Raw genomic sequence first — 24,783 nt, forward strand, 5'->3', positions numbered from 1 at the left:
GATGCTCACCATCGACTCGCTGGAGGCCGGCTACGGCGAGATTCAGGTGCTGCACGGCGTCGACTTGAGCGTCGAGAAGGGCGAAATCGTCGCGCTCATCGGGTCGAACGGCGCGGGGAAGACGACGACCCTCCGCGCGGTCTCGGGCATCATCCCGGCGACCGCGGGGACGATCACGTACGACGGCGGCGACATCACGGACGCGGACACGGAGGACATCGTGGACCGCGGGCTGGTGCAGGTCCCGGAGAGCCGGGAGCTGTTCGGCGACCTCTCGGTGCGTGAGAACCTCCTGCTCGGCGCGCAGCGCGCGAGCGCCGTCGACGGCCGCGACGCGATGTTGGACCGCGTCTACGAGCTGTTCCCGCGCCTCGAAGAGCGCGAGGAGCAGGCGGCGGAGACGATGAGCGGCGGCGAACAGCAGATGCTCGCCATCGGCCGCGCGCTGATGGGCGACCCCGACCTGCTCGTGCTCGACGAGCCGACGGAGGGGCTCGCGCCGAAGCTCGTGCAGGACGTCTTCGACGCGATCCGCGAGATTCACGCGGAGGGGATGACGGTCTTCCTCGTGGAGCAGAACGTGAAGCAGACGCTGTCGCTCGCGGACCGCGGCTACGTCATGGAGAACGGCCGCACGACGCTCTCCGGTACGGGCGAGGAGCTCTTGGAGGCCGACGAGGTCATCGAGGCCTACCTCGGCGCATGACGCCCACCGAGCGACTCGCCGAGTTCGCTGTGTCTCTCTCTCTTTCTTCGGTCCCGAGGGGCGTGAGCGACCGCCTCGGGCTCGTCCTCGCGGATACGCTCGCCGCCGCGGTCGGCGGCGCGGACGACGACGCGGTGCGCGCGCTCGCGGCGGCGTGGGCCGACGACGGCGGCGTTCCCGTCCCCGGCACGACGGGGCTCGCGCGCGTCGACCGCGCGGCCTACCTCGTCGGGACGGCGGGGACGACGCTCGAACTGGACGAGGGCCACCGGTTCGCCGCCGGCCACCCCGCGATTCACGTGCTCCCGGCGGTGCTCGCGGACGCCGCGAGTCGAGACGCGGAGAAGGAGACGTTCCTCGCGGCGCTCGCGGCGGGCTACGAGGTGGCGGCGCGGGCGGGGATGGCGATGCAGCCGCTCGCGGACGGCTACCACCCGCACGGCGTCTGGGGGGCGGTGGGCGCGGCGGCCGGCGTCGCGCGCCTCCGCGGGCTCGACGCGGCGACGACGGCGGACGCGCTCGCCGTCGCGGCGAACAGCGCCCAGCACACGCGCTTCGCCGCGGCGACGGAGGGCGCGACGGTCAGAAACACCTACGCAGGTGCGTCGAACCAGGACGGCCTCACGGCCGTCGACGCCGCCGAAGCCGGGTTCACGGGCCTCGCCGACGGCGTCGTTCGGCACCTCGCGCCCGCGACCGCCGACGGCGTCGACACCGACGCTCTCACGGGCGGGCTCGGCGAGACGTGGGAGGTCGAACACGGCTACTTCAAGCGGTTCGCCGCCTGCCGGTACACGCACCCCGCCGTGGAGGCGGCGCTCGCGCTCCGCGAGGGCGTCGACCCCGACGACGTCGAGCGCGTCGAGGTCGGGACGTATCCGGCGGCCGCGTCGCTCGACGAGAAGCGGCCGGAGTCCGCGCTCGCGGCGAAGTTCTCCGTGCCGTACGCCGTCGCAGCGGCGTTCGCGCTCGGGCACGCCGACAAGGCGGCGTTCGACCTCGACAGCGTTCCCGAGCGCGTGTTCGCGCTCGCGGCGCGGACGACCGTCTCGGTGGACGACGCGGTGGCGGCGCGAGCGCCGGACGCCCGCGGCGCGCGCGTCACCGTCCGGCTCGCCGACGGCACAGCGAAAACGAGCGAAGTCGAGCGCGCGAAGGGCGACCCGGAGCGCCCGTTCACGAGCAGCGAAATCCGGGAGAAGTTCGACGGGCTCGTCGCGCCCGCGCTCGGCGACGACGGGAGCGAGCGGCTCTGGAACGCCGCGGTCGGCGACACCGACCCGCGGGAACTCCTCAGACTGACACGACGATGATTCCACAGACACCGGTCCGCGACTGGGAGGCACAGGTCTACGACTTCTTAGACGCGCCCGTCCCCGACGAGGCGCGGGCGGCCGGCGAGCGAATCGTCGCCGACGTGCTCGCCGCCGCCGTCGCCGGCTCCGAGGCCCCCGACGTTCGAGAGACGAGTGACGGAGGGTTCGGCGGCGGGCCGGCGCTCGTCCTCGGCACGAATCGGCGACGGAACGCGTCGCAGGCGGCGCTCCTGAACGCGGCGGCGGCAATCGCGCAGGAGATCGAGGAGGGCCACAACGAGGGCGGGCACGTCGGGGCGGCACTCGTCACGGGCGCGCTCGCGCTCGCCGAAACCCACGATTCTACGGTGTCGGGCGCGGATTTCGTGGACGCGTGCGTGAAGGCCTACGAAGTGAGCGCGCGCCTGGAGCGGGCGATTTTCGCGATGAAGGCGCGGCTGAACGAGTCGGTGCCGTGGCTGATTCGGGACCCGCACGCGACGTGGACGGTCGTCGGCCCGGCGCTCGCCGGCCTGCTCGCCGTCGACGCCGCCGACGACGTGCTGGTAGACGCGTTCCGCGCGGCGGCGAACACCGCGGTCGTCTCGATGTTCGACCCGTACGCGGAGGGCGCGCCAGCGCGGAACTTCACCGCGGGACACTCCGCGGCGACGGGCGTGAACGTCGCGCTCGCCGCGGCCGCGGGCGTCACCGGCTCGGCAGAGGCGTTAGAGCGCGTCTACGACCCGCTGGACGAGATGCTCGACGGCGGGTTCGCGGAGTCGATGGTGTCGCTCGGGGAGCGCTGGTACGTCACCGAAGTCTACGTGAAGACGACGCCGTCCTGTCGGTACACGCACCCCCCGCTGGATGCGCTGCGCGAACTCGACGCGCGCCCCGACGCCGACCGCGTCGAGCGCGTCGACGTCTACACCTACGGGAACGCCGTCGACATGGCGCGCGCCGACCCGGACACCTTCACCGGCGGGAAGTTCTCCATCCCGTACGTCCTCGCGCGCGAACTCGTCTCGAGGGACGTCACGCTCGACGACTTCACGCCAGAGCGGCTCGCCGACCCCGCGGTCCGCGACCTCGCCGGCCGCGTCAGCCTCCACGCCGACGCGGATTTCGAGGCGGCGTTCCCCGAATCGTGGGGCGCGCGCGTCGAACTCACGTTGACCGATGGGGCGACCCGCACCGGCGAGCGCGCGTACCCGTACGGCGACTACCGCGACCCGTCTCCGAGACCGAGTTCCGCGCGCTCGTCGCCGGCCTCCTCGACTACGGGCTCGCCGACGCCGACGACGACCTCGTCGACGCAGTCGTGAACGTCAGCGGGACACGCATCGACGCGCTCACCGCCGCGCTCTCCGACGCTACCTAACACCGGTTCGGTATCGGTAAACTCCCGGTATCGTTTTAGCGGTCGGCGTCGTCTATCGGTGTATGCCCACGGATGGACGAGTGAAGTCGGTCGACACCGCCTTCGACGTGCTCGAAGCGCTCCGGGACGACGACGGCATCACCGTGACCGCGCTCGCCGACCGCTGTGACTGCTCGAAGAGCACGATTCACGCCCACCTGCGCACGCTCCGCGACCGCGGATACGTCGTCAGAGACGACGACGGCTACCACCTCGGCCTCCAGTTCCTCGACCTCGGGAACAGCGCGCGCAGCCGCTTCCACCTCTACCGGGAGGCACGCCCCGAGATCGACCGGCTCGTCGAGGAGACCGGCGAACGCGTCCAGCTCATGGTCGAAGAACAAGGGATGGGGACGTACATCTACCAGAGTCAGTCAGAGCGCGCCATCACGACCGACTCGCACACGGGCACGCGCGTCCACCTGCACTCGACGGCCGTCGGCAAAGCCTACCTGGCCTTTCTCCCCGTCGAGCGCGTCCACGACATCATCGACGAACGCGGCCTCCCCGCCGTGACGGAGAACACCATCACCGACCGCGATGAATTCCTCGACGAACTCGACCGCGTCCGTGAGCGCGGCGTCGCGTTCAACGACGAAGAACGCATCACGGGGATGCGCGCCATCGGCGCGCCGATCACCGACGAGAACGGCGAGGCGACCGCCGGCGTCAGCCTCTCCGCCCCCACCACCCGCCTCTCCGGCGACCGCCTCGAAACCGAACTCCCCGACGCGCTGAAACAGATCGCCCGCGTCATCAGCATCAAATCCACGTACTCCCAATAGCGAACCGGAGTTCGGCATCGGTGTATAGTAGGAATTCATCGCAAGCGTATCCGGTTCTTTCGGGAAGTCGACACAGGAGTGGAAAGAGCTGTTCGCCACGAGGGGTGCGTCGTTCTCTATGGGTACAGAGCGAGATGGTCGCGACGAACAAGATTTTACAGACATACATTCGTAATTCGGCGGGTGGGATTCGCGGTCGTGCTGGGAGTTGACATCGACGACGCCCGTCGTCTTCTGGACGTGGCGGACGGGCCGGCTCTCTGTTCGGCGTCGGTAAGTTGGTCCGAGGGACGGACGAGTCGACGGAGCCGTGAAGACGTCGTCGACGACAATCGGGCACGGCGATACCCACGCCGACGACCCGCTCGTCCCAGCCCACGGCGCACTCTCGGTCGCGAACGGCGTCGAGTTCGGCTCGGATACCGTCGGGGTCGGTCTCCGCGAGGGGGAGAGATACGACACGAGAGCCCACGGGGACGCTCAATGTGCGACCGCACGTACCAGAAGTACCACCTTCAGAAACAATATGTCTCTCCGAGAGGTTCGGTATCGGCACTGGCGTTCCACCGTTCACAACTGGGTACAGCCAACCGACGGCCCGTTGAAAGAACCGGCTCCGGGTCACGTCGCGGGTAACGAGGCGGCGATCCAGCTCACTCCGAACGCTATGGCTCCACGCCGAGGTCAATGCAGAGACGAACTAGCTACTCTAGCAGCTCGATTCGAGAGAGAACAGGCGGTAACCGAGGTGTTTCTCGAAGAGTTCCGCGAGAGATGTGTCGTTGATGATGAACCCCTCCCATACGTTAAGAGATGTGTACGTTCAGGTAGGCTGCTGTCAGAATGGGCACCGGTTCGAACGCGAGACACACGAGGCCGGAGTGACATCGGAATTGTAATCTACAATAGTAATACGTCGAAAGAGCCATTTCTCGGACTGTTTCAGGGACGCCGACACGGAGACCGTCGAAGATCGGCTGCGAGCTTTCGGCTCCGCGCGGAGTCAGCTAATCTGAACGCTATCCAATCGGATGGGAACGTGATGAGTGTCTCCGCCTACTCACGCTCCCAGCATCCAACGCTCGCTATCCTAGCGTCTCTCTAGGGGGTTCTTGGGTGCGGAGACACCGTAGAGCGGGCAAATCGGAGGTGCCCGTGAACGCGGAGCGTTCGCGATCCCGCGAGGAGGTATCGCGGCTATCGGTTTACAGCCCGAGGATGTCCTCGAGGTCGTCGCCGGTCAGGCCGGACTGGACGACCGCAGGGTAGTAGTCACGGTTCTTCTCCAGGGGTTCGCCGTGTTCGCGCTTGTGTCGCGCGTTGAGCTCGTCGAAGCGAATGTCGAGTTCGGTGCGGACGTCGTCCGGGAGGTACATGAGGACGCTCGGCCGCTCTTTCACCGAGACCTGCTCGTCCGCCTCGGACGCGGACTCGGGTTCGGACTTCGACTCTGATTCTTCTTCCGCCCTCGACGCCTCCGACTCTGTCTCTGCGTCGGCGTCGTCGTCTTTCTGCTGGAAGCGCTTGCTCAAGCGGTCGCTTCGAGTGTTCCGGTCGCTCATGCTGTGGCCTCCGCGTTCGCTTCGAGGTGGTCAGCGATGTCGAGGAAGACCGCCTCCATGTCGCACTCTTCGTCGTGGGCGAAGATGGAGTGGCCCTGATTCCACGCGCGCTTGAGCGCGACTCGTTTCCGGACCTCCCAGACTGGGACGCGACCCTCGAAGGTTCGCTCGAACCAGTCCATCATGTCGTCGGCTTCGCCGTCCTGTTCGACGCGGTTCGCGACGAGGCCGACGTCCTCGATGTCGACTTCGTAGTTCGCTTCGAGCGTGTCGATCTGGTCGAAGAGAATTTCGAGCGCGCGGATGCTCGTCCCTTCGGCGAGCGCGGGGATGAGGACGCGCTGGGTCGCGAGGAGGGCGTTGTCGGTGAGGTTCCCGAGCGACGGCGGGCAGTCGACGAGGAGGAAGTCGTAGTCGTGGTCGAGTTCGTCGAGCGCCATGTCGAAGCGTTCCCGGCTCCGCATCGCCGTGGTGAGTTCGGGTTCGGCGTTGAACATGTCGACGTTGCTCGGGAGGACGTCGAACTCCGCGTGGGGTTCGACGATGTCGTTGATGACCTCCTGGTTGTCCGTGTCGAGGAGGATGTCGTAGAGCGATGGCGGTTCGGCGTCGTAGGCGTCGGTGAGTCCGAGGCCTTCGGTGGCGTGACCCTGTGGGTCCATGTCGACGAGGAGGACGTCGTGCCCGCGCTCCGCGAGCGCGCCCGCGACGTTGATCGTGATCGTCGTCTTCCCGACGCCGCCTTTCTGGTTCGAGAGCGATAGTCGATACGTCATAACTCGCTACTCCCAGATAATAGTCTAAGACCGCATAAAACTTTGCGCGGAAACAGCCAGTGAAGAAGTCGTAGCTATCTAAGATACCATAACTGTCGTAACAAGGATAACTGGGATATCCAGTAATGCCGGCACAGACGGCTATTCGTGCTACGCCGTCGTAGCGAGGAACGACCGGAAAGAACGCTAATCAGGATTTACCTGTCGCACGGGCAAAGCCCACATATCGAGTTATGCTGGCTATGAGGATTGGCTTCTTCGCCGCAGGGAGAGAGAAAGGCGGCTTGAGGAGCGCTTTCTCGCAGGATATACGCGTCTAGTCGGTCATATCTGTCTAAGACTGCTTCTTCGGTAGGGTTCGACGACGACCAAAGAGCTCGAAGCGGAAATTCGTCATAGACGGGATAGCTCGTGATGCTGGCTTAGCTATCGTATCGGTCAATGCAGTGTGGGTTCGCAGAGCGCGCTGTGCGTGCATACCTCGATATTCTGTCTTAGAGAGAATATATGTCTGGGCGTGAGATGAGGGCGAAGAGAGTTTAGACAGATAGGATCAGTATGGCGGCTATTCCCGGTATGCGGTGAGAGCGGGCTGTGCGAGCGATACGGGGTCAGCCGAGAGCGAAGCCGGCGTTGGCGTAGACGCCGCGGCCAGTGAGAGCGGGTTCGGGGGTCGGGTAGGTCATCCGGGTGAGCGTTCGCGTGTCGGTGAGGCCGGCGGCGGCGAAGGCGGCGGCGGGAGCGGAGCCGAGCGCGTTGATCGTGAAGGAGTCGCCGTCGAGGGCGTCGCGGACGGCGGCGAGGAGGCGGTGGGTCGTCTGTCTGTCGTCGGCGAGGAGCGGGCCGACGGCCCAGCCGGTTCGCGTGGGCGTCGCGATGGCGTAGCCGGTGTCGTCGGTGGTGACGACGCCGCGCGTATCGGGGTCGTCGAGGAGGGAGGCGAGGAGGAACTCCCGGTCGACGGAGACGCGCGTCGCGTCGTACCCGGCGATCCGTGCGGCGTCGGTGAGCGGTTCGACGCCGCTCGCGTCGAGGTCGGCGCTGGGAGTGCCGGTGTAGACGGTCGCGGTGAGGACGTCGTCGAAGCCGGCGTCAGCGTAAATGGGTTTGCCGGTGTCGTTGGCGTCGAGGCCGACGACGTCGACGCGGTCGCGGACGTCGTCGAAAGCGCGCTCGAAGACGCGAGTGCCGAGCCCGCGCCGACGGTAGGGTGCGGCGACGACGATGGAACCAATCCACGCGACAGCGGCGTCGTAGCAGACAGCGGTCGCGGTCGCGACGAGCTCGCCGTCACGCCAGCCGCCGACCGTTCGGACGGCGGGGAGCGAGACGAATCGTTCCCAGTCCGTGCGGCGCATCCCCCATCCCACCGCCGTCGAGAGCGCGGCGGCGTCGCCCGCGTCACGCGCCGTGAGCGGGCGGAAGTCGACATCCATAGCTGCCGAAAAGGAGTCCACGGTGAAGACCATACCGAGCGGCGAACCGCGATGCTCGAACAGATAGCAAAGACAGCCAAGAAGGGACAGATAGTTAAGATAGAATAGGTAGCTCAGACGATATAGAGAGGTTAGACAGTTCTCAGAGGGTGGAGGGGAGTGGCAGGAGTAGTACGGGGGCGAGGAAGGTGGAGAAGGCGTGAGAGGCGGAGAGGGCAGATGTGACGGTCGTGTCGACGGGTCGCAGTTAGGCGGTTTTGTCGCGTGCGTCGCGGTCGCGGGTTCGGTTGTATCGGTCGCGGAGGCGTTCGACGCGGGCGTCCATGGAGGGATGAGTGGAGAGCCAGCGGGAGAGCGTGCCGTCTTCGTCGCCGTAGGTGTAGAGCGGGGCGGTGACCCCCTGAGGGGGTTCGCTCGCGCGTTCGATTTTGCGGAGGGCGCGGGCGAGGGCGGCGGGGTCGTCGGTGACGTCGACGGCGCGGTCGTCGGCGTGAAACTCGCGGCCGCGAGAGTGTGCACGGACGAGGAGGGTGAGGAGAATGACGGCGAGGGCGACGACGCCGGCGAGGGAGTCGTGGAGGTCTCCGAAGACGCCTTCATCCCAGCGAGTCGGGTGGCCGCGGAGGAAGGCGGCGGCGCGTGCGAGTCCGGTGACGGCGAGGGTGACGGGGAGGAGCACGAAGACGAGGAGACCGACGGCGGACTGCGCGAAGGAGTACGCGAGCGTCTGGATGAGGCTGTCGCGGCTCTCGAGGTGGGCGAGTTCGTGGGCGAGCACGGCCTCGAGTTCGTCGGGGTCGAGGAGGCGGAAGAGGCCGACGTCGAAGACGATGGCACCGGGGCCGACGCCGCCGAGCGCGATGGCGTTCGGGACGCCCATGGCGGCGGCGAGGACGGCGGGTTCGGCGAGGTCCATGCGCTCGCAGAGGCGGTCGAGGCGGCGGTAGAAGGCGGGGAAGCGGCCGCGTGGGAGCGGACGGGCGTCCATGGAGGCGAGGAGTCGTCTGGTCCCGTAGCGGTACGAGCCGTAGCCGAAGACGACGGTGAGGAGGGCGAGGAGGAGGAGCGTGGCCGCCGGGTCGGGGCGCGCCTGCCAGGCGAGCGAGAGGACGACGAACGCGCCGTAGGCCGCGCCGAGGTAGACGACGAGCAGGCAGACTCCGACGAGGGCGAAGAGCACGCGGAGCGTCAGTCGACGCATACGGTGAGTGAGGAGTGAGCGCGGGAAACGCTTTTCGAGGCGGCGGGGACCCGCGGGTTTTTCGACGCGCGGCGCGCCACAACGAGACATGGCCTCTCTCGCCCGCGTCCGCGTTCACCCCGTGAAGTCTCTCGACCCGCTCGACCTCGCGTCAGCGTCGGTGCTGGAAGACGGCGGATTGACGCTCGACCGAGAGTACGCGATTCGTGACGCCGAAGGGCGGTACGTGAACGGGAAGCGCGAGCGCGCGGTGCACCGCGTCGATTCGACGTACGACCCCCGAGAGGGAACGCTGGCGCTCCGGGAACGCGGGGAGGACAAAAGCGGTCAGTCGGCGGCCGCGTTCCACCTGCCGGCGGAGCGGCCGGCGGCGGCCGACTGGCTCGCGGGTTTCCTCGGGTATGCGGTGTCGCTCGACCACGACGAAACGGGCGGGTTTCCCGACGACACGGACGCGACCGGGCCGACGGTCGTGAGCACGGCGACGCTCGAAACCGTCGCCGGCTGGTTCGACCTCCCCGTCGAATCGGTCCGGCGACGGTTCCGCGCGAACCTCGAAGTCGACGGCGTGCCGGCGTTCTGGGAGGACCGACTCTACGCGGGGGAAGGCGAAGCGGTTCGGTTCCGCGTCGGCGACGCGGTCTTCGACGGCGTGAACCCGTGCGCACGCTGCGTCGTTCCGTCTCGCGACCCCGACACGGGCGAAGAGACACCGGCGTTCAGGCGGACGTTCGTGGAGAACCGGGAGGCGACGCTGCCGGCGTGGGCGGACGAGTCCCGATTCGACCACTACTACCGGCTCATAGTGAACACGACCGTCCCCGAGGAGACGGTGGGTGAGTCAGTCGCGGTCGGCGACGACGTCGCCGTGCTGGACGGCGAACGCTGAAGGCGGCTGGCTGCGTGAACGGAGGTATGCGATACGAGCAGTTCGGCGCGGACGGCGACCCGTCGGTCGTGACGATTCTGGGGTGGGGGAACCGCTTCCGGCACGAGAACGTGCAGTGGCTCGTCGGCCGCGTCGTCGACGCCGGCTACCGCGTGCACGGCTTCGAGCTCCCCGACGTGATTCGGGATTTCGACGCGGAGTACCGCGACCCGGTCGCGGAGCGCGTCGCCGACCTCGACGACTACCGCCTGCTCACGCATTCGACGGGCGGGCTCGTCGGTGAGTTCCTCGACGGCGTCGAAGCGAAAGTCCACCTGAGTCCGTGGTGGGGGTTCCACGACGCGCTCGACAACCCCGTCGTCTCGCTCGCGATGCGACTCCCGATCGCGACGCCGATTCTCCCCGCGGGCATCGACCGCGAGGGCCTCGGCGCGCTGGCGACGGACGGACAGCTCGCGGACGTCCCCGGGCGCGCCGCCCCCACGTTCCTCCGAGAGGCGAAGCGCGCACAGGAACGCCTCCCGGCCTTCGACGCCGAGCGGACGAGCGTCTTCTACACGCCCGCGGACCGCGTCGTCGGCGTCGACGCCATCGAGCGGCGCGCACCGCCCGAGAACCGCGTGCAGTACGAGGGCGGCCACGAGCTCTTCGCGTCCCCCGCCCGCGACGACCACGTCGACGCCGTGCTCGCCGCGCTCGCCGACGGCCCGAGCGCGCTCCCGAAGTCGTAAACCAACAGTCGCGATACACACTGCTCGGGTGGGAGTTACTGGACCATCGGTATTGAGCGCGTCGTCAAGTTCGGGTGTCGGGTTTTTGCTGTCGCCGAAGATCGCACCTGCACTATTCGCAGCAGTGTTCGTAAGCGTAGCCGGTGTTTCGAGCGTGAGAAGTTCTTCCTCCGAGTAAATCGGGTCGTCTGGCCGAGGGAGGCTGAACGAAGGAATGACCACGGATCGAATCTCGTCGAGTACCTCGCGCCAGTCCCGGCGAAGCATCCGTTGGATTGTCCGCTTTGACGGTTCTGAGTCCTTCTCGGACTCGCCTGTGGTGGTTCCGAGGTATGGCCACTCAGTCGTCGCACAAAGCATCTCGTCGACTCGCTCGACCAGATGATTCTGTGCGATCATCATCGTTGTTCGAGGGAAACGTACTGAATTGAGGGGTTCAGGGCTGTCGTGTACTTCTCATATCTGGGTGTCAGTCCTCACTCTCTACAGGGGTATCGTGGACTGCCGCGCGCTGCTCGGCACCGGATTCCTCCTTCAGGTCGAGGTTCGGAAGGGCGAGCGACGCGACGAGCGCAACGCCGAGGAGAGCGACACCAAAGAGGAAGACGTCGTGGAACGCGTTGACGAGCGCGCTGATGACCTGTTGTTGAAGCTGTGGGGATAACTGCTGGATCACCTGTGGGCTCTCCGAGACAGTGCTCGGGTCAACACCCGTTGGCAGTACGTCGCTGAGTTCGGCGGTGAGATGGCGATTGAAGACGATACCGAACGCGGAGACGCCGAGTGCCTCACCGAGGTTTCGGGCGAACGAGTAGAGCGAACTCACCTCGCCGATGTCGTTCCCGCTCACCGCGTTCTGAATCGCGGTCGCAAGCGTCGGTCCCGTCATCCCGATCGTTCCGGTGATGAACATATAGACCGCCGTCTGAAGCAAACTGACGTCTGCTCCCATCGTCGAGAGCAGATAGCAACCGACCATAGTGGTGAGCAGTCCGGCGACCGTGAGTGTCTTGTACCGTCCGAGCCTGCTCATGAGCTGACCGGCGAGGACCGCACTCCCGATGGAACCGAGGGTAAACGGGATGAGAAGCGCACCCGTGTTCACGCCACTCTCCTCGAGGACCGTCTTCATGAAGACGGGGACGTAGTTGATTACGCCGAGCATAACGCCGCCGAGGAGCACCGAGAGCACGGTAATCAGGAGGACCGATCGGTTACGGAACAGGCCGAGCGAGACCATCGGTTCCTCGGTGCGCCGCTCCTGGACGAGGAATAGCACGGTACTGAGGACGGTGACGGCCGCGAGACCAAGGGTCGGGAGAGACGTCCACGCGTAGCGGCTGCCGCCCCAAGAGGCGACGGCGACGAGCGCGGAGACGGCGACGACGAGGAGGCCAGCGCCCTCGTAGTCGATCCGATGGTTCTCGCTGGGCACGGGAACGTCGAGGGCGACCTGTACGAGTGCGAGCGCGAGGAGGCTGAGCGGGAGGTTGACGTAGAAGATCCACCGCCACGTGAAGTGGTCGGTGAGGAAGCCCCCAAAGAGCGGTCCGGCCATGATGGCGGTTCCATTGACGAGCTGGAGGTAGCTCATGTACTTGCCGCGTTCGCGGGCAGTGAAGATGTCGCCGATGCCAGCCATCGCCATCGCCATGAGTCCGCCGGCCCCGACGCCTTGGAGACCGCGGAAGACGGCGAGCTGGAGCATAGACCCCGAGACTCCGGAGAGGACGGAGCCCACGAGGAAGACGACGATCGCAATCTGTGTGAGTCGGCGACGACCGTAGACGTCCGATATCTTCCCGTAGAGGGGTGTGACGGCCGTCGAGGTGATGAGGTAGGCGGTAACGACCCAGAAGACTTGGTCGAGCGATCCGAGGTCAGTGGCGATCGAGGGGAGGGCGGTCGCGACGATGGTTTGATCGACTGCACCGAGGAGCATCGAGAGGCCGAGTCCAGCGAACGCGACGTACTTCAGACGACCGTCGAGCGAGCCGCCTGCGGCCTCAGGCATCGGTTCGACACCTCCCGATTCGATTCGACACGTCGGCGTTCTCTTGGGCCATACTCCACTACTGTCCGTATGACTGTATATGTGTTTCCGTTCATAGAGCCATGCGCGTGACCACAAACGACATACGTTCATAGCGCCGACGTCGACCATGCGAAATTTCACGGAAGAGGAGCGGGAAGCGATCCGGGAAGACCTCCTCGAGACGGGCCGGGAAGTCGTCGGTACCTACGGCTTCCAGAAGACGACGGTCAGCGACATCACGGAACCAGTCGGCATCGCCAAGGGGACGTTCTACCACTTCTTCGACTCGAAGTCCGACTACTTCCTCGAGCTGATCTCCCGCGAACACGACCGGCGCTTCGACCGTATCGAGGACGAACTCGAAGACGTCACTGACGCAACGGAAGGACTGGAACGCCTCTTCTCGACGTGGGCGCGTGAAACGGAGGACGGCTTCTTCTCCGAAGCCGATACGGAGGACCTCATGCGGTCATACGACCGCCAGCCAGGCAGAGACGAACGGGACCCCGAGTACGAGCGCTTCGTCTCCCGACTCCGCCCGATTCTCGACGCGCTCCGCGAACGGACGGACGAAGAATTCCCCGACCTCTCCGCTGGGCAACTGGGTTACCTGCTAGAGGAACTCGAAACGATCGTTCACTTCGGGGACCACCCGCACGACACCGAGATCGACGGCTGGACCGGATCGGTCCTCTACGACCTCCATATCCCGGCGCTCGCGAGAGGACTGACCGCGGACTGAGAGCACAGTCAGACACTGTCGTTTAGGTAGTTCGACCGGGGTTCCGGACCGGCTACTACCACTCGTAGAGTCGGATCACCCGGATCGGTTCGTCAGGAGACAGGGCCTGAGCGGCTCGTTTTCTGTAACCATGCCGTCTTCGCTATCGTATGTTCACTCCTCGTGAACGTTTCGTGTCGTTCGCAACGTACCCCAGGGTGAGGCCGTGGGGGAGCGGAACCGCTTGCGCGGGACGCGTCGAGAAATCGAACGCGGCGAGAAGGGCGAGCGACTGAGTCAGGCGTCGACGAGCGTGACGCCGGTGAACTCGAAGCGCGCGCCGCCGGATTCGCTCTCGGTGACGCGGACGGTCCAGCCGTGGGCGTCGGCGATTTCCTTCACGATGGCGAGGCCGAACCCGGTGCCGTCGGGCGCGGTCGTCTGGCCCGGCTCGAAGACGCGATCTCGCTCTCCCTCGGGAATGCCGGGGCCGTCGTCCGCGACGAAGAACCCGGTACGAGTCGGTTCGTCAGACGGCGAGGGACCGGTACGAGTCGGTTCGCCAGACGGCGAGTGACCGGTACGAATCGATGTGTCAGCCGCCGAGGTACCGGTACAAGCCGATGCGTCAGTCGGCTCGGTTGCGTTCTGTGGGTCGGGGTGGTCGTCGATGGGGCCGACAGTGATGGTGACGCTGGGGGGGTCGTCGGGAGAGTCGTCGAGGGAGTGTGGGTGGGGGGATGTGTTGCTGTGCTCGACGCTGTTGCGGAAGAGGTTTTCGAGGACGTGGCGGAGGCGGTCGGGGTCGCCGCGGATGCGGAAGTCGTCGGTGAGGTGGAGGCGGGCGTCGCCGGTGTCGACGGTGCTCCAGGAGCTGGCGGCGAGGTCGGCGACGTCGACGAGTGTTTCGTCGGCGACGGTGCGGCCTTGTTGGGCGAGGGTGAGGGTGTCGTCGGTGATGGCGGCCATGCGGTCGAGGGCGGCGTCGACCCGGTCGAGGGCGTCAGTGGGGGCGTCGGTGTCGCGTTGGGCGATGTCGAGCCAGCCCCGTGCGACCTGGAGGGGGTTGCGGAGGTCGTGGGAGACGACGCTGGCGAAGTTGTCGAGGCGTTCGTTCTGGCGTTCGAGTTCGCCTTCGTAGGTGAGGCGGTCGAGGGCGGCTTCGGTGTTCGCGGCGAGGATGGAGGCGAGTTCGACGTCGCCGTAGTCGAAGGCGGCGACGGTGGGGTCGACGATGCAGAGGACGCCGTGGTCGCCGAGGGGGAAGTACATCGCGGAGCGGGCGTCGCCGCGGTCGTAGTCGTCGTCGATGTCGCGGACGTCGTCGAACTGGCGGGGTTCCTGCTCGGCGTAGGTGCGGCCGGCGGGGGTGTCGCCGGTCGCGGCGTAGGTGGGGCGGTCGCCCATCTCGGCGTGGGCTTGGTCGGTGACGCCGACCGGTTGGAGGGAGCCGTCGCGGGCGAGGCGGACCACGGTGCTCGTGTAGGCGAGGATGGAGTCGGCGGCGTCGGCGACGAGGCGGGCGACGCAGTCGGGGTCGTCGGCGGTCATCAGGCTGCGCGTGGTCTCGTGGAGCGCGGCGAGTTGGGATGCGCGTTCGCGTCGGGCGGAGACGTCGCGGAAGACGGCGGCGACGAGGCGGTGGTCGGCGAGGTCGAAGACGCGGGCGTTGATTTCGACGGGGATGCAGTCGCCGGTGGCGGTTTCGGCGCAGATAGGCGAGCCGTCGGGGAGGCGGGTGAAGGTGGCGTGTTGCTCGGCGACGTGGCGTTCGAAGAGCGCGTTGTAGGTGTCTTCCTCGCCGGTCGGGTGGAGGAGCGTCTGGGGTGCGCCGATGAGGTCGTCGGCGTCGTAGCCGAGGAGCGCGGTCGCCTGTTCGTTCACTTCGACGATTTCTCTGGTGACGGCGTCCGTGATGAAGACGGGGTCGGGGGCGGCTTCGAGGATGGTCTGGTACTTCTGGCGGAGGGCGCGGCGGTCGCTGCGGTCGCGGACGGCGGCCATGACTTCGAGGTCGTCGCCGGCGTCGATGGGGCTGAGGCTGACCTCGACGGGGAAGTGCGTGCCGTCTTTCCGGCGGCCGGTGAGGTCGAGGTTCGCGCCCATCGGCCGGGTCTCGGGGGCGTCGAGGTAGGCGTCGCGTTTAGCGACGTGACCGTCGCGAACGGCCTCGGGGACGAGCACTTCGACGGGGTCGCCGACGAGGTCGTCGGGGTCGTAGCCGAACATCTCGCTGACGCGGTCGTTCGCGTACGTGATTCGGCCGTCGGCGTCGACGAGGATGATCGTGTCCGGCGACGCCTCACACATCGCCTCGTAGCGGGATCGTGTGCTGGACATTGGTGTTCGTGGCTGCGACCGCTGTGGGCGGCGACGGTCGGTACTGGATAGTCATCTAGCACGTCACCGGATATAGGTTTCCTCACACGACCAAGAATTGGCGAGCGCGGGTCAGTCGTCGGCGGCGGGGCGGTCGTGGATGTGGCCGTCGATGCGCCTGAGCGAGCCGCCGGTGCGGTCGTTGTGGACGGCGAGGGCTTCGGCGACGATGCTGAGCGCGACCTGTTCGGGCGCGCCGCCGCCGAGGTCGAGGCCGACGGGCGTGTAGACGCGGTCGAGTTGGGCGTCGGTGAACGTGACGTCCTCGTCGGCGAAGTCACCGAGCATCTCCTGGAAGCGGTCGTCGGGGCCCATGAGGCCGACGTAGGGCGCGTCGGTGTCGAGGAGGGCTTCGACGGCGAGGCGGTCGTCGACGTAGTTGTGCGTCATGACGACGACGACGGTGTCGGCGTCAATGTCGACGTCGTCGGTGAGCGAGCGGGGGCTGGTGGAGACGACGGCGTCGGCGGCGGGGAAGCGCTCGGCCTTCGACTTCGCGCCGCGGAAACCGGCGACGGTGACGGAGAAATCCATGCGGGCGGCGAGGTCGACGACGGGGCGGGCGTCGTGGCCGGTGCCGACGACGACGAAGTCCGCGGGGGCGTCGATGACGTCCACGAAGACGGTGGCGGTCCCGCGGTCGGTGTCGACGGTGGCGGCGTGGGAGCTTCCGCCGGGGTCTCGGTCTTCGAGAGCGGCGGCGACGTCGGGTGGGAAGCCGTCGAGGGCGTCGGCGTAGGCGCGGTCGCCGACGGCGAGGCGGTCGTCGTCGCTGGCGATGACGGTGTAGACGACGGTGTCGTCGCCGGCGGCGTAGGCGTCGACGGCGCGGCGGAAGGAGTCGTCGAGGGGTTCGAGGAGGACGTCGAGGACGCCGTTGCAGCCGACGCCCATGCCCCAGACGTCGTCGTCGGTCATGAGGTCGTAGGTCTCGACGCGGGCGTCGCCGGTGTCGAGGACGCCGCGCGCGAGCCGGCGGACTTCGTCTTCGAGGCAGCCGGCGGTTATCGCGCCGACGCCGCCCTCGCCGGGGGTGACGACCATCTTCGCTCCGGGCCGCCGGTACGCGCTCCCGCGGACGTCGACGACCGTCGCCAGCATCGCGTCCGCGCCCTCGTCGAGGAGGTCGCCAGCGACGTCCATCACCTCCGACTCCGGCACGCTCCACTCGCTCATACCTAGCGATAGTGAGTGATAGACTAAATACTCTGGCCCGGCCCCCGAGAAAACTTCATAATCGTGCATGATGTACGTCCGTATGGAGTGGTATGCATGCGCAACACACAGTCCGGACCGGTCGGCGAGAGAGCGGAGGCCGAGCGTGAGCACCGCGAGCGCGCCGGGAGCCGGCGAGGGAACTACTCTTGCGCGCTGGTGAGTTTCGTCGTCACCGTCGTCGTCGGCGTCCTCGCCTACCCGCTCCTCGTGGCGCTCACCCGACCGTTCACCGTGCTCGCGACGACGATGCTCGTCTTCGCGCTCCTCGGCATCCTCGCCGTCACTTGGCTCGCTCTCGACCTCCTCTGGGACTGGCGCGCCACCCACCGGCCCGCGCGGTAGAACGGATGGACTCGTGCGCGCACAGGCCGTGCCTCGACCGACGATCCCCGCGACAGAGGGAGCCCACCCGCATCGACCCCCTATTTCGGCGGTCCCGTGGGTTTCGCGCGCTACTCGGGCGCGCCGAGCGCCTCCTGGATGTTGTCGATGGTCTTCTTCACCTGTCGTTTCGCGACGGACTTCACGAGGCGACTCCCCATGTTCATCACGCGCCCCGTGACGTTCATCTCGACCTCGTAGTCGACGTGCGTGCCGGGGCCGTCCTCGCGCGGAACGAGGTACATCTCGCCCGTCGCCGACATCCCCGAATCGCCTTCCTCCGCGTCCCCGGTCAGTTCGACTTTCACGTACTCCTCTTCTTCCTGTTCGAGGATTTCGATGTTCGAGTCGAACGTCGCGGAGATGTAGGAGATCTCGATACCGATAGTCGCCGTGTAGTGGGTGTCGTCGACGACGTCGACGTCCTGGCAGTTCGGGATGCAGCCGCCGAGTTCCTCGGGGTCGAGGACGAAATCCCAGGTCTCGCTCGGTGACGACGCCACGTCGAAAGTCCCGTCGAACTCCATGTGTCACGTATTATCGTGATACGATAAAACTCTTCGCCGCGAGCGAGTCGAGCGAACCGTTATCACGCCACGCGACAAGAAGCACGTATGGCCGATCACCCCGACCTGGTGACGCGCGACCGCGCCGTCGGCGACGTGCTCGCGGCGCGCGAATCCGCCCTCGCGTCCCGCGACACGGAGACGGTCCCGCCCGACGAAATCGGCGGTCGGGTGCTCGCCGAAGACGTCGTCGCGGACGCGGACGCGCCGCCCGTGAGCCGGGCGACGATGGACGGGTTCGCGTTCGACGCGACCGACGACTATCCGCTCACCCTCGGAGAGGGCGAGGTGTTTCCGGAGGACGACCCGGGCGACCTCGACGCGGGGCACGCTCGCCGCGTCGCCACGGGCGCGCCGATTCCGCGCGGCGCGAACGCCGTGTTGAAGCGCGAAGACGCCCGCGTCTCGGACGGCCGCCTCCGCGGGAAGCGCGTCGAGCCGGGGACGTACGTCTCCGAGCGCGGGAGTAACTACGCGGCCGGCGACGCGCTCTTCGCGGCGGGCGAACGCCTCTCCGCGAAGGACGCGATACTCCTCGGCGACCTCGGCGTCGACGACGTCGCGGTCTTCGAGCGGTTCTCCGTCGGCGTGCTGGCGACGGGAACGGAGATTCACGAGGGCGTGACGGCGGACCTCGACTCCGACATGCTCGCGGGCCTCGTCGAGTCGTGGGGGCACGACGCGGTCTACGAGGGCTCAGTGCCCGACGAGGGCGACCGCGTTCGGGACGCTATCGAGTCGCTGGCGCGCGAGCACGACGTCGTCGTGACGACGGGCGGGACGAGCGTCGGGCACAAGGATTACGTCGTCCGCGCGCTCGCCGACCTCGGCGAGATCGACTTCCACCGCGTGCGCCTGCGCCCGGGCAAGCCGCTCGCGCTCGCCCGCCTCCCCGAGCACGACGCGGTCGCGTTCGCCGTCCCGGGGAAGCCCGTGGGCGCGCACACCGTCGCGACGCTCGTCGCGCGGCCGTTCTTCACGGGCGACGCCCGCCACCCCACCGTGTCCGCAGAAGTGACCGTCGACCTCGAACTCGGTCCGTCGGGGTTCGACTACGCGATTCCCGTCACGCTCGACGGCGACCGAGCGACGCCGCTCGGCCACGCCTCCTCGGCGCTCGCAGTCTACGAAGACACCTACGACCCGAGCGTGCTGTCGGCGAGCACCCGGGCGACGCGCGCCGACGGCCTCGTCGTCACTACCGACGCCCTCACCGCCGGCGAACGCGTCGAAGTCGTCCCGTACTCGGTCCTCGACTGACCGCTGTTCCCGGGTCGTCGACTCCGGAGCGGCGCTCCCCTCCTCGCGAGACAGGTTGGATGTGCGAGAGGTGGGACGACGTGTCACATCGGTTGAACCGCCGCGTGTGTGAGTCAGTCCCGTGTCGTGTCCGGCCAGTTGTCTTTTCAGCCGTGACCAGTAAACGCGTTGTAGAGCAATGTCTGGAGACGGGGCTGCGGACGGGCGGTCGGAGAGCGAGGGGGAGCTAGAGACGTCTCGACGGGATTTCGCGCTGGGCGTCGGCGGCCTCGGCGCGCTCGCGCTCGGCGGGGCCGGCGCGTATCTCTCGACCGCCGACTCCTCGACAGGTCAGACGTACATCGTCAAGCAGGGGAAGCTCCGGTGGGAGGCGTCTCCGGTCTCCTACAAGGATAAGACCGTGGAGACGTTCTACGGCTATCAGTCAGCGTCGGAGTCGGCGAACCCCGCGATAGACCTCGCGAGCGACGGGGCGGCGTCCCGGCTCTTCCTCTACGAGGGACCAGTAGGAACGTCGCTCGTCTTCCTGCACGGGGGCGCGGACGCCGAGCAGGGCGGGACGGCCTTCTTCAAGTTCTCCGGGCTCTCCCGGTCGTCGGGCGAGTGGGCGGTCCGCGACGACGCGGTGAGCGTCGACGACGACTTCGAGAAGTGGGAGGGCGGGAACGCGAAGGTGAAGTGGGAGTGGGGCGCGGGCGAGACGGACGGCGGCGCGTTCTGGGGCGTCGGCGACACCGAGTCCACCATCAAGGTCTCGGCGAAGACGCTCCGCGGCGTCGACGCCTGGACGTTCCGCTCGGGCGACGACGGGTCGCGGTCGTTCGAAGTGACCGACGCGAAACCCGTCTCCATCAGGTCGGCGGAGAAGAAGTCGGTGAAGCGGGTGAACGTCGACATCATGCCGGAGTCGGACGCGAACACGTTCGACCCGTACGCGAAGGACGCCATCACGGTCGCGGTGAAATCGCCGCCGGACGGGGCGGACGAGAGCGAGTGGGTGTCGCCGGGCGACGTCGACCCCGGGAACGTCTCCGTGAACTTCGGGTCGCGGCGCTACCTCGCGGGCGGGAACGGCGCGAGCCCCCAGCGGTACTCCCGGCAGAACGGCGCGCTCTACCTGGAGTATAAAGTGAAGGCGGCGAGCTTCTCGCTCGACTCCGCGTACGGCTTCCTGGTCGGGAAGACGGACTCGTACACGTGGTTCCGCGGGAAGGACGCCGTCCAGCCGGGCGGGTTCAACAACGCGGATTCGGAGACGCCGCTCGTCGTCACCGACCTGAACGCGAACCCCGAGGGCGGCGACGCCGAACACCTCGCCGCGGAGTACGTCGAGTTCACGAACGACGGCGACGCGGCGCTCGACCTGACGGGGCACACGGTGACGGACAGCGAGGGGTGGGAGTTCCACTTCCCGGACGGTTTCACGCTCGACGCGGGCGCGTCCGTCCTCCTCCACACCGGCGGGGGCGAGTGGACGGATGCCGACCTCTACTGGGGGCTCGACACGCCGGTCTGGGGGAACGAGGGCGACACCATCCGCGTGACCGACGCGGACGGCGACACGATCCTGCGGCACACGTACTCGCGGTAGCGGCCGAACGAGGGGGATTTCGGTGACCGAGAACGACCGATCCGACGGGGCGGGGGACGAGCGAGCGGGCGAAGAGCGCTCGCTCCGACCGGACTGGTGGTGGGCGAGCGAGGGGTCGCTGTGGGAGCGGTTCCCGACGCCGGCGCGCGACGCCTTCCCCGGGCCGATATCGGTCGAGACGGAGAGGGCGTTCGCGGCGGACCGCCTGCTCGCGGGCTTCTTCGTCGCGGTGTTCGTCGCGGGCGCGCTCGCCGTGCTCGGCTACTTCACCGGGCATTCGCTCCGGGAGGAACTGCTCTGGTTCGTCTACCTCGGACTGTGGCTATTCGTGCTCGCGTACGCGATTCCGACCGTCGTCTGGGGGTACGAGGCCTGGGTCGGCCGGCGGTACGAGCCGCCGCCGCCCGAGTACGGCGCGGACGACGTCCAGGTTCGGATTCTCACCGTGGACGCCGAGGACGTCGTCCAGCACACCGTCGACGCGCTCCCCGACGCGTTCACCGACCGGCACGTCGTCGCCGAGGAGCCGCTGGACGTCGACGGCGCGACCGTGCACGTCGTTCCCGACGGCTTCGAGTGCGAGGCGACGAACAAGGGCCGGGCGCTGGAGTGGGCGCGCCGGACGCTCGACTGCGAGCGGGAGTTCGTGCTCTTCCTCGACGAGGACACGCTCGTCACGGAGTTCGACGGGCTTCCGGACGCCGACGTCGTCCAGTTCCGCGAGTGGCCGATGTACACGGGGTCGTACGTCACGTACTGGGCGGAAGTCCTCCGGATGGGCTACCAGACGGAGCAGACCGGGTTCGAGGAGTGGAACATCCCGCTGTACGCGTGGGGCGGCGGCATCGCCGTGCGGAAATCCGTCGAGGACGCGGTGACGTGGAACTTCGACACGCTCATCGAGGACACGGTGTTCACGTGGGAGGCGACGAAGCAGGGCGCGGACTTCGAGGTGTTGGAGACGAAGTTCCGGAATCAGGCCCCGCCGTCCATCGGGGCGATGTTCGAGCAGCGTCGGCGCTGGCTCGTCGGCACGCTCCACGAAGAAGACCACCTCCCGCCGTGGTTCCACGCGCTCGACGCGGTGCGGAACGTCACGTGGGTGTTCAGCCCCGTAACGCCCTTCCTCTTGCTCTTCAGCGCGCTCCTCCCGACGAATCTCCCCGGACACGTCGCCTTCCACGTCGTCGCGCAGGGCTTCTTCCTGTTCTCGCTCGTCTGGGTGCTCCAGGGCTGGCGGTACTACGAGGGGCCGTCGCTCCGCACGCTTCCCGTCTTCTTCGTCTACCCGCTCGTCACCGCCGTCCACGCCGGCGGCGCGGCCTGGGGGTTCGTCGACCCGCCGGAGTCGTTCGAAACAACGACGAAGACCGACGACCACCGGGACTGACGGCCTCGCCCAGTGAGCGCCGCGTGCGTGACACGCGCTCGCTCGCCGGCCGCGAGAAGCGAACGACTATCCTTCGATGGGGCGATTGACAGGTATGTCCGTGTCAGCGTCCCGGTCACCGAGTCTCGCTCGCGTCGGCGTCGAAGTGGTCACGCTCCTCGTCGTCGCCCTCGTCGTGTCGCTCGTCGCGGGCGTCGCGTTCGTCGTGCCCGCGCTCGTGCTCGGCTACGGCATCGATACGACCGGCGTCCTCCTCGGGTCGACGGCCGCCGGCCAGCTCGCCTTCCTCGCCGTCGGCTACGCCTACACGCGCTACCGCGACGTCGAGGTTCCCGTGCGCCGCCCGTCGAAGCGCGACCTCCTCTTCGCCGGCGGCGGCGTCGTCGCCGCGCTCGCGCTCGCCATCGCGCTCTCCCTCGCCCTCACCGCGCTCAACCTCGTTCCGGACTCCGTCATCGGCGAGGTCGCGGCGACGGACCCGGCGTTCCTCCTCGGCCTCGCCGTCCTCTCCGTGCTCATCGTCGCGCCCGCGGAGGAACTCCTCTTCCGCGGCGCGATACAGGGCCGCCTCCGCCAGCGCGTCGGCCCCGCGGGCGCGGTCGTCGGCGCGGCGCTCGTCTTCGGGTCGGTCCACCTCGCGAACTACACCGGCGCGTTCGCCCCCATCGTCGCGGGCGCGCTCCTCATCGCCGCCGTCGGCTGCGTCTTCGGCGTCCTCTACGAGTACACGGAGAACCTCGTCGTCCCGGTCGCCGCGCACGCGACCTACAACGTCGTCCTCCTCGTCACCTCCTACCTCGCCGCCTGACCGCCCGCAGCGACCACGCGAACTGGGACCACCGACAGGTCGGGCACGGCGCTTTTCCCCGCACCGGCCGAACGGCGACCCATGGAAACACACGCTGAGAGCGCCGTCGACGAACTCGAAGCCGAGTTCGGGGATACGCTCCGCGCGATCGCGACCTACGACCGCGACGGCTACGAAGTCCAGTACCTCGGCGCGAAGGCCGAAGCGAACTACGACGAACTCGACCTCGACGCGATATACGACGACGTCGTCCTCCAAGACCTCGAACGGCCCTTTCAGGAGCAGCTGTTCGACGACCTCGGCGACGTCCGCGGGAAGATCCGGCTGTTCGAGGACGGAACGGTCGCGCACTTCTGGCCGACGGACGAACGGAAGGGGGTCTTCGTCGGGTTCGACGCCGACGCCGACCCCGGCGTCCGCTCCCTGTTCGAGATGGTCGGCGACGTCTACGACTGAGACGGGGGACGTCGGTCGAGACGGGGGGTGTTGGTCGGAAACGGACGGCGAGAGCGCCGACGCCTACGCGTTCGAGTAGTGGATGGCTGACGCGCGGTGCTGGTCGTCGTAGGCGTCGACGCCGTCGCCGAACGCCCAGCGGAGGCGGTAGGTGTCGTACATCGTCGAGTGACTGTAGTCGAGGAAGGTCATCGGGACGACGAGCCCGCCGTCGGCGCGGACGGCGCTGGCGAGCGCGGCGTACATGTGGTTGTGGCGGTCGTCGCGGACGATCGCGCCGAGGACGGGCGCGGTCTGTCGATGCGGCGGGGCGACGTGGAAGGCCTCGATGGCGCGGACGGTGTACTCCCAGCAGTAGAGACCGGTCGAGCCGTCGAGGAGCGTGTGGAAGGCGGTCGATTCGGCGTCGTACGCGCGGAGCGGAACGGTGTCGAAGAGGAGGTAGTCCTGAAGGAGGCCGACGACGTATCGAGTGACGTCGAAGTGTGAGTGCTCGCGGAAGCCGTCGGCGAGCCCGTCGACGAGGGCTTCGGGGTCGCGGGGGTCGCGGCCGGTGAATGCGCGGACGGTCGTCGCGGACGGCTGGCGGTAGTGTTCGCCGCGGAGCGTCGCGACGGTGAACGGCCGCGTGCGGGCGTCGGCGAGCCGGTCGAAGAACGCCCGGGTGTCGAGGAACTCGAAGGCGACGTCGCCGGCGTCGAGCGCGTCGAGGTCGGCGCTCAGGGCGCGAAGCGGCGATGAAACGCCGTAGGCTGCGCCCGCGTCGGCCGCCTCGTCGGGCGTCGCGTCCGCGACCGGGACCGTCGTTCGTCGGTCGCCGTCCGCAGCGTGGAGGGTGACGGCGTCGCCGTCGAATCGGAGTCGCGTGCCGGCGGCGGTGAGGTCGAAAGGGTGCGTGTCGAGTCGGCGGGCGGCGAGCGGGGCGAGGTCCTGTTCGGGGAGGTTCGTCCCGAAGACGCGGCCGTAGCCCGTCACCTCGTAGCCGACGCGAGCGCCGCCGAGGCCGAGCGCGCCGCCGCCGGCGAGGCGGAGGAAGCGGCGGCGGCCGCGGTCGACGCCGCGCTCGGGCGTCGATTCGTCGGGATTCCCGTCGCGCTCACTCATCGGTCACCGGTTCTCGCGAACCCCGGATAAGGCTTCGCCGACAGTCGATACGTGAACATCGTGTGGTATG

General features: G+C 67.8%; 22 protein-coding genes. 13 read left to right on the plus strand and 9 right to left on the minus strand.

The window, feature by feature from the left end; genetic code table 11:
• The first annotated feature begins 1 nt into the window (after window position 1).
• The 4 genes from IEY26_RS13445 to IEY26_RS13460 all read left to right on the plus strand — a co-directional run bounded on the left by IEY26_RS13445 (window position 2) and on the right by IEY26_RS13460 (window position 4,209).
• Window positions 2-706: an ATP-binding cassette domain-containing protein gene (locus tag IEY26_RS13445; protein ID WP_188979872.1), complete on the plus strand. Its 705-nt coding sequence runs from the start codon at window positions 2-4 to the stop codon at window positions 704-706.
• Window positions 703-2,019, plus strand: coding sequence for an MmgE/PrpD family protein (locus IEY26_RS13450; RefSeq protein ID WP_188979765.1), 1,317 nt, complete (start codon window positions 703-705; stop codon window positions 2,017-2,019). Before IEY26_RS13445 ends, IEY26_RS13450 begins: the two co-directional genes overlap by 4 nt.
• Window positions 2,016-3,329: an MmgE/PrpD family protein gene (locus tag IEY26_RS13455; RefSeq protein ID WP_229774133.1), complete on the plus strand. Its 1,314-nt coding sequence runs from the start codon at window positions 2,016-2,018 to the stop codon at window positions 3,327-3,329. Before IEY26_RS13450 ends, IEY26_RS13455 begins: the two co-directional genes overlap by 4 nt.
• Before the next feature lie 118 nt (window positions 3,330-3,447).
• Complete coding sequence (locus IEY26_RS13460; RefSeq protein ID WP_188979767.1) at window positions 3,448-4,209, plus strand: IclR family transcriptional regulator; 762 nt, start codon at window positions 3,448-3,450, stop codon at window positions 4,207-4,209.
• Window positions 4,210-5,414: 1,205 nt separating this feature from the next.
• Here IEY26_RS13460 and IEY26_RS17505 read toward each other — a convergent pair.
• The 4 genes from IEY26_RS17505 to IEY26_RS13480 all read right to left on the minus strand — a co-directional run bounded on the left by IEY26_RS17505 (window position 5,415) and on the right by IEY26_RS13480 (window position 9,184).
• Window positions 5,415-5,771 (minus strand): hypothetical protein, encoded by a 357-nt coding sequence (locus IEY26_RS17505; protein ID WP_229774134.1) that lies wholly within the window; start codon window positions 5,769-5,771, stop codon window positions 5,415-5,417.
• On the minus strand, window positions 5,768-6,547 hold the full coding sequence (locus IEY26_RS13470; RefSeq protein WP_188979769.1) for a ParA family protein: 780 nt from the start codon (window positions 6,545-6,547) through the stop codon (window positions 5,768-5,770). Before IEY26_RS13470 ends, IEY26_RS17505 begins: the two co-directional genes overlap by 4 nt.
• A gap of 611 nt (window positions 6,548-7,158) precedes the next feature.
• Window positions 7,159-7,983 (minus strand): GNAT family N-acetyltransferase, encoded by an 825-nt coding sequence (locus IEY26_RS13475; RefSeq protein ID WP_188979771.1) that lies wholly within the window; start codon window positions 7,981-7,983, stop codon window positions 7,159-7,161.
• A 247-nt stretch (window positions 7,984-8,230) separates the two neighbouring features.
• Window positions 8,231-9,184, minus strand: coding sequence for a M48 family metalloprotease (locus IEY26_RS13480; protein ID WP_188979773.1), 954 nt, complete (start codon window positions 9,182-9,184; stop codon window positions 8,231-8,233).
• Window positions 9,185-9,272: 88 nt separating this feature from the next.
• On the opposite strand from IEY26_RS13480, the gene IEY26_RS13485 reads away from it, so the two are divergent.
• Together IEY26_RS13485 and IEY26_RS13490 are read left to right on the plus strand one after the other, a co-directional pair.
• Complete coding sequence (locus IEY26_RS13485) at window positions 9,273-10,073, plus strand: MOSC domain-containing protein (RefSeq protein WP_188979778.1); 801 nt, start codon at window positions 9,273-9,275, stop codon at window positions 10,071-10,073.
• Window positions 10,074-10,099: 26 nt separating this feature from the next.
• Window positions 10,100-10,804: an alpha/beta hydrolase gene (locus IEY26_RS13490; RefSeq protein WP_188979779.1), complete on the plus strand. Its 705-nt coding sequence runs from the start codon at window positions 10,100-10,102 to the stop codon at window positions 10,802-10,804.
• Window positions 10,805-11,273: 469 nt separating this feature from the next.
• On the opposite strand, the gene IEY26_RS13495 is transcribed toward IEY26_RS13490, so the two are convergent.
• A complete protein-coding gene (locus IEY26_RS13495) occupies window positions 11,274-12,968 on the minus strand; it encodes an MDR family MFS transporter (RefSeq protein ID WP_188979781.1) in 1,695 nt (564 codons plus the stop codon).
• On the opposite strand from IEY26_RS13495, the gene IEY26_RS13500 reads away from it, so the two are divergent.
• Window positions 12,967-13,581, plus strand: a complete 615-nt coding sequence (locus IEY26_RS13500) for a TetR/AcrR family transcriptional regulator (RefSeq protein WP_188979783.1) — start codon at window positions 12,967-12,969, stop codon at window positions 13,579-13,581. The two genes, IEY26_RS13495 and IEY26_RS13500, sit on opposite strands and share 2 nt — an antisense overlap.
• 276 nt (window positions 13,582-13,857) lie before the next feature.
• On the opposite strand, the gene IEY26_RS13505 is transcribed toward IEY26_RS13500, so the two are convergent.
• Complete coding sequence (locus IEY26_RS13505; RefSeq protein WP_188979784.1) at window positions 13,858-15,900, minus strand: PAS domain S-box protein; 2,043 nt, start codon at window positions 15,898-15,900, stop codon at window positions 13,858-13,860.
• Between the two features lie 111 nt (window positions 15,901-16,011).
• The gene (locus IEY26_RS13510) at window positions 16,012-17,115 is read right to left on the minus strand and encodes an XdhC family protein (RefSeq protein WP_229774135.1); all 1,104 of its coding nucleotides are present in this window, start codon (window positions 17,113-17,115) and stop codon (window positions 16,012-16,014) included.
• Between the two features lie 96 nt (window positions 17,116-17,211).
• Here IEY26_RS13510 and IEY26_RS13515 point away from each other — a divergent pair, with 96 nt between their 5' ends.
• Window positions 17,212-17,499: a hypothetical protein gene (locus tag IEY26_RS13515; protein WP_188979788.1), complete on the plus strand. Its 288-nt coding sequence runs from the start codon at window positions 17,212-17,214 to the stop codon at window positions 17,497-17,499.
• Window positions 17,500-17,609: 110 nt separating this feature from the next.
• Here IEY26_RS13515 and IEY26_RS13520 read toward each other — a convergent pair whose 3' ends face one another.
• Window positions 17,610-18,065 (minus strand): CoxG family protein, encoded by a 456-nt coding sequence (locus IEY26_RS13520; protein ID WP_188979789.1) that lies wholly within the window; start codon window positions 18,063-18,065, stop codon window positions 17,610-17,612.
• A gap of 87 nt (window positions 18,066-18,152) precedes the next feature.
• On the opposite strand from IEY26_RS13520, the gene IEY26_RS13525 reads away from it, so the two are divergent.
• The 5 genes from IEY26_RS13525 (at window position 18,153) to IEY26_RS13545 (ending at window position 23,609) form a co-directional block, all read left to right on the plus strand.
• On the plus strand, window positions 18,153-19,364 hold the full coding sequence (locus tag IEY26_RS13525) for a molybdopterin molybdotransferase MoeA (RefSeq protein WP_188979791.1): 1,212 nt from the start codon (window positions 18,153-18,155) through the stop codon (window positions 19,362-19,364).
• Window positions 19,365-19,542: 178 nt separating this feature from the next.
• A complete protein-coding gene (locus IEY26_RS13530; RefSeq protein ID WP_188979792.1) occupies window positions 19,543-20,955 on the plus strand; it encodes a lamin tail domain-containing protein in 1,413 nt (470 codons plus the stop codon).
• 22 nt (window positions 20,956-20,977) lie between these two features.
• Complete coding sequence (locus tag IEY26_RS13535; protein WP_188979794.1) at window positions 20,978-22,345, plus strand: glycosyltransferase family 2 protein; 1,368 nt, start codon at window positions 20,978-20,980, stop codon at window positions 22,343-22,345.
• Between the two features lie 94 nt (window positions 22,346-22,439).
• Window positions 22,440-23,153 (plus strand): CPBP family intramembrane glutamic endopeptidase, encoded by a 714-nt coding sequence (locus tag IEY26_RS13540; protein WP_188979796.1) that lies wholly within the window; start codon window positions 22,440-22,442, stop codon window positions 23,151-23,153.
• 81 nt (window positions 23,154-23,234) lie between these two features.
• On the plus strand, window positions 23,235-23,609 hold the full coding sequence (locus IEY26_RS13545; RefSeq protein WP_188979798.1) for a hypothetical protein: 375 nt from the start codon (window positions 23,235-23,237) through the stop codon (window positions 23,607-23,609).
• A 63-nt stretch (window positions 23,610-23,672) separates the two neighbouring features.
• On the opposite strand, the gene IEY26_RS13550 is transcribed toward IEY26_RS13545, so the two are convergent.
• Complete coding sequence (locus tag IEY26_RS13550; protein WP_188979800.1) at window positions 23,673-24,713, minus strand: hypothetical protein; 1,041 nt, start codon at window positions 24,711-24,713, stop codon at window positions 23,673-23,675.
• Between the last annotated feature and the right edge of the window lie 70 nt (window positions 24,714-24,783).

This window comes from Halocalculus aciditolerans (assembly GCF_014647475.1).
GTDB lineage: Archaea > Halobacteriota > Halobacteria > Halobacteriales > Halobacteriaceae > Halocalculus > Halocalculus aciditolerans.

Coding starts and splice junctions, on each gene's coding strand:
- IEY26_RS13445 (WP_188979872.1), top strand. CDS start 2: ATGCTCACCATCGACTCGCTGGAGGCCGGCTACGGCGAGATTCAGGTG.
- IEY26_RS13450 (WP_188979765.1), top strand. CDS start 703: ATGACGCCCACCGAGCGACTCGCCGAGTTCGCTGTGTCTCTCTCTCTT.
- IEY26_RS13455 (WP_229774133.1), top strand. CDS start 2,016: ATGATTCCACAGACACCGGTCCGCGACTGGGAGGCACAGGTCTACGAC.
- IEY26_RS13460 (WP_188979767.1), top strand. CDS start 3,448: ATGCCCACGGATGGACGAGTGAAGTCGGTCGACACCGCCTTCGACGTG.
- IEY26_RS17505 (WP_229774134.1), bottom strand. CDS start 5,771: ATGAGCGACCGGAACACTCGAAGCGACCGCTTGAGCAAGCGCTTCCAG.
- IEY26_RS13470 (WP_188979769.1), bottom strand. CDS start 6,547: ATGACGTATCGACTATCGCTCTCGAACCAGAAAGGCGGCGTCGGGAAG.
- IEY26_RS13475 (WP_188979771.1), bottom strand. CDS start 7,983: ATGGATGTCGACTTCCGCCCGCTCACGGCGCGTGACGCGGGCGACGCC.
- IEY26_RS13480 (WP_188979773.1), bottom strand. CDS start 9,184: ATGCGTCGACTGACGCTCCGCGTGCTCTTCGCCCTCGTCGGAGTCTGC.
- IEY26_RS13485 (WP_188979778.1), top strand. CDS start 9,273: ATGGCCTCTCTCGCCCGCGTCCGCGTTCACCCCGTGAAGTCTCTCGAC.
- IEY26_RS13490 (WP_188979779.1), top strand. CDS start 10,100: ATGCGATACGAGCAGTTCGGCGCGGACGGCGACCCGTCGGTCGTGACG.
- IEY26_RS13500 (WP_188979783.1), top strand. CDS start 12,967: ATGCGAAATTTCACGGAAGAGGAGCGGGAAGCGATCCGGGAAGACCTC.
- IEY26_RS13495 (WP_188979781.1), bottom strand. CDS start 12,968: ATGGTCGACGTCGGCGCTATGAACGTATGTCGTTTGTGGTCACGCGCA.
- IEY26_RS13505 (WP_188979784.1), bottom strand. CDS start 15,900: ATGTCCAGCACACGATCCCGCTACGAGGCGATGTGTGAGGCGTCGCCG.
- IEY26_RS13510 (WP_229774135.1), bottom strand. CDS start 17,115: ATGAGCGAGTGGAGCGTGCCGGAGTCGGAGGTGATGGACGTCGCTGGC.
- IEY26_RS13515 (WP_188979788.1), top strand. CDS start 17,212: ATGCGCAACACACAGTCCGGACCGGTCGGCGAGAGAGCGGAGGCCGAG.
- IEY26_RS13520 (WP_188979789.1), bottom strand. CDS start 18,065: ATGGAGTTCGACGGGACTTTCGACGTGGCGTCGTCACCGAGCGAGACC.
- IEY26_RS13525 (WP_188979791.1), top strand. CDS start 18,153: ATGGCCGATCACCCCGACCTGGTGACGCGCGACCGCGCCGTCGGCGAC.
- IEY26_RS13530 (WP_188979792.1), top strand. CDS start 19,543: ATGTCTGGAGACGGGGCTGCGGACGGGCGGTCGGAGAGCGAGGGGGAG.
- IEY26_RS13540 (WP_188979796.1), top strand. CDS start 22,440: ATGTCCGTGTCAGCGTCCCGGTCACCGAGTCTCGCTCGCGTCGGCGTC.
- IEY26_RS13545 (WP_188979798.1), top strand. CDS start 23,235: ATGGAAACACACGCTGAGAGCGCCGTCGACGAACTCGAAGCCGAGTTC.
- IEY26_RS13550 (WP_188979800.1), bottom strand. CDS start 24,713: ATGAGTGAGCGCGACGGGAATCCCGACGAATCGACGCCCGAGCGCGGC.